Origin of the sequence: Achromobacter sp. UBA5777 (genome assembly GCF_002418565.1) — a bacterium.
Taxonomy (GTDB): Bacteria; Pseudomonadota; Gammaproteobacteria; order Burkholderiales; family Burkholderiaceae_B; genus Achromobacter; species Achromobacter animicus.
The window spans coordinates 1-8,731 of the sequence record NZ_DIEJ01000054.1; the positions used below are offsets into that span (position 1 = coordinate 1).

Here is an 8,731-nt window from a genome sequence, read left to right on the forward strand (position 1 = left end):
GCCGCACGGGCGCAATGGACGCCGATTGCGTGGCGGCGGACCCCGCGGCGTGGGAGGCCTATGCCTTGGCTGCGGGCGTACCACCGGACGGCCTGGCGGGCGCACAGTTCCTGGTGGACCGCCGCGGCTGGCTGCGCGCGCAGCGGCTGCCACATGCTGCGCCGGCGTGGACCAGCGCCGACGACGTCTGCGGGCCGGGCGGGCGCATGGAAGCCGGCAACGCGCGCGGCCTGGGCGAGATTCTGCTGGCGATGGACCGTGCACCCATCGCCTTGACCGACCTGCGGCGCAATTGAGCCGCGCGTCCTTCGCACGTTTTTCTTTCAAGCGAGGTCTGCAAGATGAGTACGTTGAACGAATATCTGGACCAGAAGCGCGCCGCCGTATTGCTGCGCAACGGGCGCGATCCGAAGACCGTCGAGCCGGTGAAGCTGCGTGCACACGTCAGCGCGGAAGGGCGTAGCGGCGTGCGGCGCATCCGTATTCGCGATCACCAGGTGGTGAGCGACAGCCCGGCCGATTTTGCGGGATACGACCTGGGGCCGAGCTCGCCCGAGCTGCTGCTGGGATCGCTGGGCAGCTGCCTGACCCACATCTTTCTCATCAAGGCGGCGGAGCTGGAACTGCCGCTGGAATCGCTGGAGGTGTCGATCGAAGGGGACCTGGACCCGCGCGGCGGCAAGCCGGGGTACGAGGCGGTGCCGTTCTTTCCGCACAACATCCGCTACACGGCGCACATCGTGTCGCCGGCGGACGAGCACGCGGTGCGCGCCGTGCACGAGGCGGTGGAGGCGTGGTGCCCGATCCTGAACCTGCTCAAGCAGCCGCAGGCGTTGCACGGCAGCGTCGAGCACACGCGGTCCGCGCCGCAGTAGGCGGGTCAGGTCAGGGTGCTGCGCATCAGGATCTCGGTCAGCGCACGGGTGGGTTTGCCGGGCGAGGGCGCTGAGATGACGATGAATTCCACCGGGGGCAGCGCGGGCAGGTTGGCCGCGCCCGCGGGCGCCGACAGGCCTGCGGTGGATAGGTGCGAGGGCTGCACGGTGATGCCCAAACCCGCGCGCGCGGCCGCCTGGCAGCCCGCGTAACTGGTACTGGTGCAGACGATCTGCCAGCTGCGGCCCGCGCGGGCCAACGCGTCGAGCGCCAGCGTGCGCGTCACGCTGGGCTCGCGCAGCAGGATCAACGGAAGGGGCTCGTCGGGGACGACGCGCAGGCCTTCCTTGGCGCGCCATAGCAGCGCTTCCTTGTGCAAGGTCTGGCCGCGGCGGTCGCCCCGCCGCCGTTTGCCGATCATCACGTCCAGCCGGTTGTCGTCCAGCAGCTTGTAGAGGTCGCTGGTGACGCCGATGGTCAGGTCCAGCTCGACTTCGGGGTGCGCCAGACGAAACGCCGCCAGCACATCGGGCAGGGGACCCATCGCCAGATCGTCGGAAGTGCCCAGCCGGATCCGTCCTCGCAGGCGGGGCGCGTCGAAGAGGCGCTCGGCCTTTTCATGCGCGGCCAGGATGATCTCCGCATGCACGAGCAGGCTGCGGCCGTCGCTGGTCAGCGCGAGGGAGTGGGTGTCGCGCTGGAACAGACGCCGGTTTACGGCCTGTTCGAGCTGCCGGATGTGTTCACTGACGGTGGGCTGGGTCAGGCCCAGCCGGCGCGCGGCTTCGGTGAAGCTGGGGGCGCCGGCGGCGGCGGCGAAGGTCTTGAGCCAGAGCGGGTTGAGCATGGGCGGAATGCGGTCATAGGGATTTCCGATGACAGTTAAAGTACCCAGTGGCCTTCACGATAACAAGGGGCACGCCTATAGTGGGCGCATTTTCTCCGACACGCCTTTGCCATGCGCCGCTTTCTGCCCGACCAATTCACGCTCATCCTGATCGCCACCGTGGCGTTCGCCAGCTTTTTCCCGGCCGTGGGCAAGGGCGCGACGTTCATGATGGTGGCGAGCAACGTGGCGATCTCGCTGCTGTTTTTTCTGCACGGCGCGCGGCTGTCCACGGATGCCATCGTGTCCGGCGTGAAGGACGTGCGTCTGCATGGCCTGATCCTGGCCTGCACCTTTCTGCTGTTTCCTGCGCTGGGCCTGGGCCTGCGCGCGCTGTTCCCCGGGTTGCTGACGCCGTCGCTGTGGATCGGCGTGCTGTTCGTCTGCACGCTGTCGTCGACGGTGCAGTCCTCGATCGCCTTCACGTCGATGGCGCGCGGCAACGTGCCGGGCGCGATCTGCGCGGCGACGGCCTCCAATCTGCTGGGCACCGTGCTGACGCCGCTGCTGGTGGCCGTGCTACTGCATCGCCAGGGCGGCGGCCATGGCCTGGCCGACGCCGGCCGGATCCTGCTGCAGCTGTTGTTGCCGTTTGCGGTGGGCAGCCTGCTGCGGCCGTGGATCGGGGCGTGGGCCCTGCGCAATAGCCGCACGCTGTCCAAGGTGGACCGCAGCTCGATCCTGCTGGCCGTCTACACCGCATTCAGCGAGGCCGTCGCGCAGGGTATCTGGCATGCGTTCCCGGCCATCGACCTTGCCACGATGGTGCTGGTGAATGCTTTGTTGCTGGGATCGGTGCTGTTGATCACGACGTGGGGCAGCCGCAAGCTGGGGCTGAGCAAGGAGAACGAGATCACGCTGGTGTTCTGCGGATCGAAGAAGTCGCTGGCGTCCGGAATTCCGCTTGCGACCGTGCTGTTCGGCACGTCGCAGATGGGCGTGGTGGTGTTGCCGCTGATGATCTTTCACCAGATGCAGCTCATGGTCTGCGCGGTACTGGCGCGGCGTTATGCCGAGCGGGCGGAGCCGGGGCAGGCGCTGGCGGCGCGGGCGTAAAGCGGGGCACGGACCCAGGCGAAAACCCGGGCGCAAATCCGAACCATTGCGCCGCGCCGAAGCCGATCAGGCGTCCGCGTCCGCCGGACGGATCTTGCCTGCGGGCTGCCAGTAGACGCTGCCGTCGCGCTCGGACACGTCCACCGCGGTCAGGCGACCGTTTCGACAGGGGCCGCCCACGCACAGCCCAGTATCGGGCTGGTAGGTGGCGCCGTGACGGGCGCACATGATGAGGTCGCCCGCGCGCGTGAAGAAGCTGCCTTCCCAGTCCAGTTCGACGCCGACGTGGGCGCAGCGGTTCAGGTAGCCATGCACCCGGTCCTGGTAGCGCACGAAGAAGGCGGTGGTGCGGCCCGCGCCATCGGTCACGGGCACCTTCACGCCAAGGCCGCCGTTGACCAGATCGCCGGTGGCGCAGACGCGGACTTCGGGAAGGGTGGGGGAATCCTGCATGGGAGGCCTGGCAATCAAAGGGTGCGATGTTCGGACAGGGGGCGCGGCTTGTCAATCCGCCGGCGCCGACCGGGCGCTTTCCTGCTGGCGGGTCCACATGCCGGCGTAGATGCCGCCTAGGGCCAGCAGCTGCGAATGGCGGCCGCGTTCGACGATGCGGCCATCGGCCAGCACGATGATTTCGTCCGCGTCCGCCACCGTGGACAGGCGGTGCGCGATGATCAGCGTACTACGGCCCTGGCTGACCTCGCGCAGGTTGGCCTGGATCTCGCGTTCGGTATGGGTGTCGAGCGCGCTGGTGGCCTCATCGAAGAGGAAGATGGCCGGATTCTTGAGGATGGTGCGCGCGATCGCCACGCGCTGCTTTTCGCCGCCCGACAGCTTCAGACCGCGCTCGCCCACCATCGTGCCGTAGCCGTCCGGCATGGTCAGGATCAGATCGTGGATGTGAGCAAGGCGTGCTGCGGCCTCGATTTCAGCGTCGGTGGCGCCCGGCCGGCCGTAGCCGATGTTGTAGCGGATCGTGTCGTTAAAGAGCACGGTGTCCTGCGGCACGACGCCGATGGCCGCCCGCACGCTGGCCTGCGTGACGTCGCGCACGTCCTGGCCGTCGATCAGGATGGCGCCGCTGTCGGTGTCATAAAAGCGGAACAGCAGTCGCGCGATGGTGGATTTGCCCGCGCCGGAGGTGCCCACCACGGCCACCGTCTTGCCGGCCGGAATCGAGAAGCTGACACCTTTCAGAATGGCGCGGCGCGGGTCATAGCCGAAGTGCACGTCGCGGAACTCCACCGCGCCGCCGGACACCTGCAGCGGCGTGGCGCCCGGGCGGTCCGCGACTTCGCGGTCCTGGCCCAGCAGCTCGAACATGCGCTCCATGTCGATCAGCGCCTGCTTGATTTCGCGGTAGATGAAGCCGAAGAAGCTGAGCGGCGTGTAGAGCTGCAAGAGGTACGTGTTGACCAGCACGAAATCGCCCAGGGTATAGCGGCCTTCGGCGATGCCGTTCGCCGCCATCCACATCACCAGCGTCAGTCCGGTGGAAATGATGAGGGCCTGGCCGACGTTCAGGATCGACAGGCTGACCTGGCTGCGCACGGCGGCGCGTTCGTAGCGGGTGAGCGAGGCGTCGTAACGCCGGGCCTCATGTTCTTCGTTGCCGAAATACTTGACCGTCTCGTAGTTCAGCAGGCTCTCAATGGCCTTGGTGTTGGCCTCGGAGTCGGTTTCGTTCATCTGGCGCCGGAACTTGGCGCGCCATTCCGTCACGGCAAGCGTATAGGCCATGTAGAGCACGACGGTGGCGCCAGTAGCCAGTGCGAGCCAGCCGTCGAACATCTTCCACAGCACGATGCAGACCAGGCTGATTTCGAAGAACGTGGGCAGGATGTTGAACAGCAGGAACGACAGCAGGGTCTGGATGCCCTTGGTGCCGCGTTCGATGGCGCGGTTCAGCCCGCCGGTCTGACGTGCCAGGTGAAAGCGCAGCGCCAGACCGTGCAGGTGGCGGAAGATCTGCAGGCCAACCGAGCGGATCGCATGCTGGCCGACGCGCGCGAAGATGGCATCGCGCAGTTCCGAGAACAGGAGCGACAGCACGCGGGCGGTGCCGTAGGCGAGGATCAGGCCGAGCGGCACCGTCACCGTGCCGGGCGCGCCCTTGCCCAGTTCGTCGACCGCCTGCTTGTACAGCAGCGGCACGTAAACGGTTGCGGCCTTGGCGGCGAACAGGCACAGCAGCGCCGCCACGACGCGGACCTTCAGGCCAGTCTTGCCGGGCGGCCACAGGTAGGGAAACAGCGTGCGAAGCGTGGCAAGTCCGCCGCCCTTGCCGGGCCGCGTTTCAGGAGAATTCATGATCGGGATGCTGGGTTTGGGGCCGCCTCCGACAGGGGAGTTAGGCCGTTTGAAGGGCATTATGAGGCACCAGCGGTACTATTTGAGGGATAACCCCTGGTACGGAAGCACCAGCATCGGGGGATTGAAGGCTGTATTGCGACACGGGCGCAGCACGTCGGGCCCGTTTCTTTCTCTTCCAATCGGGGGTCCGGCCGGCTGCTCCCCTGGTTGCGCGACCGGGCGCGTTTTCGCCGCGCCGGGGTCGCGTCGCTTGCTACGGAGGGTCTTATGGCGAAGGTACCCGCAGTGAAATTGAACGACGGAGGCAAGATTCCGCAGTTGGGCCTGGGAGTCTGGCAGGTGCCGGACGATCAGGCAGCCTCCAGCGTGAAGGAAGCGCTGGCGGCAGGTTACCGGTCGGTGGACACGGCGGCCATCTACGGCAACGAGGCGGGCGTGGGCGCGGGCCTGCGGTCGGCCGGCGTGGCGCGCAAGGACCTGTTCATCACGACCAAGCTCTGGAACGACAAGCACGGCTACGACGACGCGCATAAGGCGATGGACGAGAGCCTGGAGAAGCTGGGGCTGGCGTACGTGGACCTGTACCTCATCCACTGGCCGGTCGCGGGCAGCGAGAAATTTCTGGACGCGTGGCGCGCCATGATCGAAATGAAGGAAGACGGGCGCGCGCGGGCAATCGGCGTGTCGAACTTCACGCAAGCCAATCTGGAGCGCCTGATCGACGCGTCCGGCGTCACGCCTGCCGTCAACCAGATCGAGCTGCATCCGGGGTTCACGCAGAATGCGCTGCGGGCCTTTCATGCGCGGCATGGCATCGTGACCGAGTCCTGGAGTCCGCTCGCGCAGGGCAACATCACGAAGGAAAAGGTGATCCTGGACCTGGCGCAAAAGCACGGCAAGTCGCCGGCGCAGGTGACGCTGCGCTGGCACCTGCAGCACAACCTGGTCGTGATTCCGAAGTCCGTCACGCCGGACCGCATCCGCGAGAACATCGACGTGTTCGACTTCGAACTGTCGCCAGCGGACATGGCCGCCATCGACGGCATCAAGGAAGGCCCGCGCCTGGGCCCGGACCCCGAGAAGTTCGCGTAGTAAAAGAACCCCGGCGGGCGGCACGCGGCGCGCGTGCCGCCATCGGCGCAACCTGTTCGGCTAGTGCTTGAGCGGGAACGCCCAGTACCGCACGATGACCACGAGCAGGATGCTCAGCGCAGTCCAGGACGCCCAATGCCAGGCGCCGGTGCCCAGCAGGGCCGCCAGCAGGCCAAAGATGCTCAGCGCGCCCAGCAGGATCGGCACGCCCCACACGAACAGGAAACCCCGGCTGCCTTTACCCATTGAATGGCTCATGCGGGCGTCCTTTGCGGGGCGGCGGCGGCCTGGTGCTTCTTGATGAGTTCGTTGATGCGCGCTTCGGTGGCGCGGCGACGGGCCAGCCACAGATACAGTCCGCTCACCAGCACGACGATGGTGACGAGGTCCAGCAGCGCCCAGATGATCTTGAGCGGCAGGCCACCGTAGTCGCCGAAATGCAGCGGCCGCGAGACTTCCAGCGCGGTCAGGTACCACGGCATTTTCGCCACGGTCGTCAGCGCGCCGGTCCGGCCGTCGATCAGTACGGGCGTGTTCAGCTTGGACGTCAGCGGCGAGTCGCCGCGCATCCAGGCGATGAAGTGCTGCGGGCTGCCGAACGCGTTGCCGGGGAAGGAGATGAAAGATACTTCGTTGCCCGGCATGGCCCTGCGCGCGGTGTCGGCCACCAACTGCGCCGACGCGAGCTGCGTGGGGATGGGCTGACTCTTGTAGGGTTCCAGCACGCGGGGCAGTTCGGTGGATTGCCACAGGCGGAAGAGCGGCGTGGACAGTTCGTTGATGACGCCGGTCAAGCCCACGACCAGCGCCCACACCAGCGTCACGATGCCCAGCAGGTTGTGCAGGTCCAGCCATTTCAGGCGCGTCGAGCGCGTGGCGCGTACCGTGCCGAATTCCAGCTTCTTCATGAAGGGGCCGTACAGCACGACGCCGGACACGATGGCCACGCAAAACAGCAGTCCCATGAAGCCGAGGAACAACTCGCCGGTCAGGCCGGCGAACAGGTCCACGTGCAGCGCCAGCATGATGCCCATGAACGAAAACTTGTCTTCGGTATAAAGCGGGCCGTCGAGCAGCACGTCGCCCGTGCGGGCGTCCATGCGGATCGCATGGCCCGAGGCGAGTCCGTCGCCGGGCGTCTTGGCCATGCCGACAAAGACCTGCGGCTCGTCGGGGTCGAAGGACAGGTAGTCGACGACTTCATCCGGGTACATGGCTCGCGCGTTGGCCACGAGCTTGTCGAGGTTGGCGGGCGGGGTGTCCGCGGGTACGGCAGACAAGGGCTTGCCGTCGTCGAGCCAATGCTCGATCTCGTGATGGAACACGAGCGGCAAGCCGGTCAGACAGATGATGAGCAGGAAGATCGTGCAAACCAGGCTGGTCCATTTATGGACGAGATACCAGGTTTTGATGGTGGACGCGGCGGTCATGGCGACGGCGGGAAGCGGCTTGGCGCCACTCCTTTTCAGGGCAGTACGGGAAAGGAGAAAACATTATCACGAACAAGTACGATTCTCGTAACGCTATTTGACCCTTGCGGCAACGAGGCTAGCTGTGGGGACGGACCAAAGCGGGTTAAAAAGAAGGGTCAGATTTTTCCTTGCGGTATTCCCGAATCATCATGGAGCAGCGTTTTCTCAAGGTTCCGCGCAACGAGTCCGGCCGCGATTTCGCGGTGGGCGATGTGCATGGACATTTTTCGCGCCTGCAACAGGCGCTGGATGAATTGGGGTTCGACCCCACCCGCGACCGGCTTTTTTCCGTGGGCGATCTGGTTGACCGCGGACCCGAGAACGAGGCCGCGCTGGACTGGCTGGCCAAGCCCTGGTTCTACGCGGTGCAAGGCAACCACGAGGACTACGCGATTCGGCACGTGCGCACCGGCAAGGTGGATGTGACGAACTGGCGCGGTTATGGCGGCGGCTGGTTTCTGGATCTGCCCGCCGAGCGGCAGCAGGTGTTCGCCGAAGCCTTCACCCAACTGCCGATTGCCATCGAAGTGGAAACGTCGTCCGGCGCGGTCGGACTGCTGCATGCCGACTGTCCGGTGTTGTTCTGGCCCCGGCTGGAGTCCGCGTTGCAGGACCGCTACAAGCGCACCAGCGCGGCGTGCCAGTGGTCGCGCGACCGTCTGCGCCAGATGGATCGGACCGGCATCCTGGGCGTGCGCGCGGTGGTGGCGGGGCACACCCCGGTGGCATCGCCGCTTGCGCTGGGCAACGTGTATCACATCGATACCGAAGGCTGGAACGGCGGCTATTTCACGTTTCTGAATCTTGAATCCTTGCAGGCGTGGCCACGCGAGGTCGTGACCGAGGCCGGGGCCGCCGAGTAGGATGGACGGCACAAAGAAAAACGGGCGCCGAGGCGCCCGTTTTTGCGTGATGCGCAGCTTTTACAGCGGCCGGGCAGTCACCGCGCCGGGGGCGGTCACGGCGCTGGCGCTTACGCCGGCCGAGTCGGCTGGCGCGGCTGCGGCAGGGACGGCTGGCGTCTGCACGCCGCCCG

The 8,731-nt window shown here is 66.4% G+C and carries 9 protein-coding genes and 1 pseudogene; 5 read left to right on the forward strand and 5 right to left on the reverse strand.

Annotation, left to right across the window (positions count from 1 at the left end; translation table 11 throughout):
* Together B3446_RS03670 and B3446_RS03675 are read left to right on the forward strand one after the other, a co-directional pair.
* A pseudogene (locus B3446_RS03670) lies at positions 1-296 on the forward strand (cytochrome c); the annotation flags it as partial.
* Between the two features lie 45 nt (positions 297-341).
* The gene (locus B3446_RS03675; protein ID WP_105238257.1) at positions 342-875 is read left to right on the forward strand and encodes an OsmC family protein; all 534 of its coding nucleotides are present in this window, start codon (positions 342-344) and stop codon (positions 873-875) included.
* 5 nt (positions 876-880) lie between these two features.
* Here B3446_RS03675 and B3446_RS03680 read toward each other — a convergent pair whose 3' ends face one another.
* Positions 881-1,723, reverse strand: coding sequence for a LysR substrate-binding domain-containing protein (locus B3446_RS03680; RefSeq protein WP_191576958.1), 843 nt, complete (start codon positions 1,721-1,723; stop codon positions 881-883).
* A gap of 111 nt (positions 1,724-1,834) precedes the next feature.
* On the opposite strand from B3446_RS03680, the gene B3446_RS03685 reads away from it, so the two are divergent.
* A complete protein-coding gene (locus B3446_RS03685; RefSeq protein WP_291377347.1) occupies positions 1,835-2,818 on the forward strand; it encodes a bile acid:sodium symporter family protein in 984 nt (327 codons plus the stop codon).
* Between the two features lie 66 nt (positions 2,819-2,884).
* Here the strand turns inward: B3446_RS03685 and B3446_RS03690 are convergent, their stop codons facing one another.
* Together B3446_RS03690 and B3446_RS03695 are read right to left on the reverse strand one after the other, a co-directional pair.
* Positions 2,885-3,271 carry a Rieske (2Fe-2S) protein gene (locus B3446_RS03690; RefSeq protein WP_291377348.1) on the reverse strand — a complete coding sequence of 129 codons (387 nt, stop codon included), beginning with the start codon at positions 3,269-3,271 and terminating at the stop codon, positions 2,885-2,887.
* 51 nt (positions 3,272-3,322) lie between these two features.
* Entirely contained in the window at positions 3,323-5,128 is a 1,806-nt protein-coding gene (locus B3446_RS03695) for an ABCB family ABC transporter ATP-binding protein/permease (RefSeq protein ID WP_291377349.1), read from the reverse strand.
* A gap of 270 nt (positions 5,129-5,398) precedes the next feature.
* Here B3446_RS03695 and B3446_RS03700 point away from each other — a divergent pair, with 270 nt between their 5' ends.
* Positions 5,399-6,223, forward strand: coding sequence for an aldo/keto reductase (locus B3446_RS03700; protein WP_291377350.1), 825 nt, complete (start codon positions 5,399-5,401; stop codon positions 6,221-6,223).
* A 60-nt stretch (positions 6,224-6,283) separates the two neighbouring features.
* Here B3446_RS03700 and B3446_RS03705 read toward each other — a convergent pair whose 3' ends face one another.
* Together B3446_RS03705 and B3446_RS03710 are read right to left on the reverse strand one after the other, a co-directional pair.
* Positions 6,284-6,481 carry a hypothetical protein gene (locus B3446_RS03705; RefSeq protein ID WP_224776780.1) on the reverse strand — a complete coding sequence of 66 codons (198 nt, stop codon included), beginning with the start codon at positions 6,479-6,481 and terminating at the stop codon, positions 6,284-6,286.
* The gene (locus B3446_RS03710; RefSeq protein ID WP_291377351.1) at positions 6,478-7,653 is read right to left on the reverse strand and encodes a PepSY-associated TM helix domain-containing protein; all 1,176 of its coding nucleotides are present in this window, start codon (positions 7,651-7,653) and stop codon (positions 6,478-6,480) included. Before B3446_RS03710 ends, B3446_RS03705 begins: the two co-directional genes overlap by 4 nt.
* Positions 7,654-7,844: 191 nt before the next feature.
* Between B3446_RS03710 and B3446_RS03715 the strand changes: the two genes are divergently transcribed.
* Complete coding sequence (locus B3446_RS03715; RefSeq protein ID WP_291377352.1) at positions 7,845-8,558, forward strand: metallophosphoesterase; 714 nt, start codon at positions 7,845-7,847, stop codon at positions 8,556-8,558.
* Positions 8,559-8,731 lie beyond the last annotated feature (173 nt).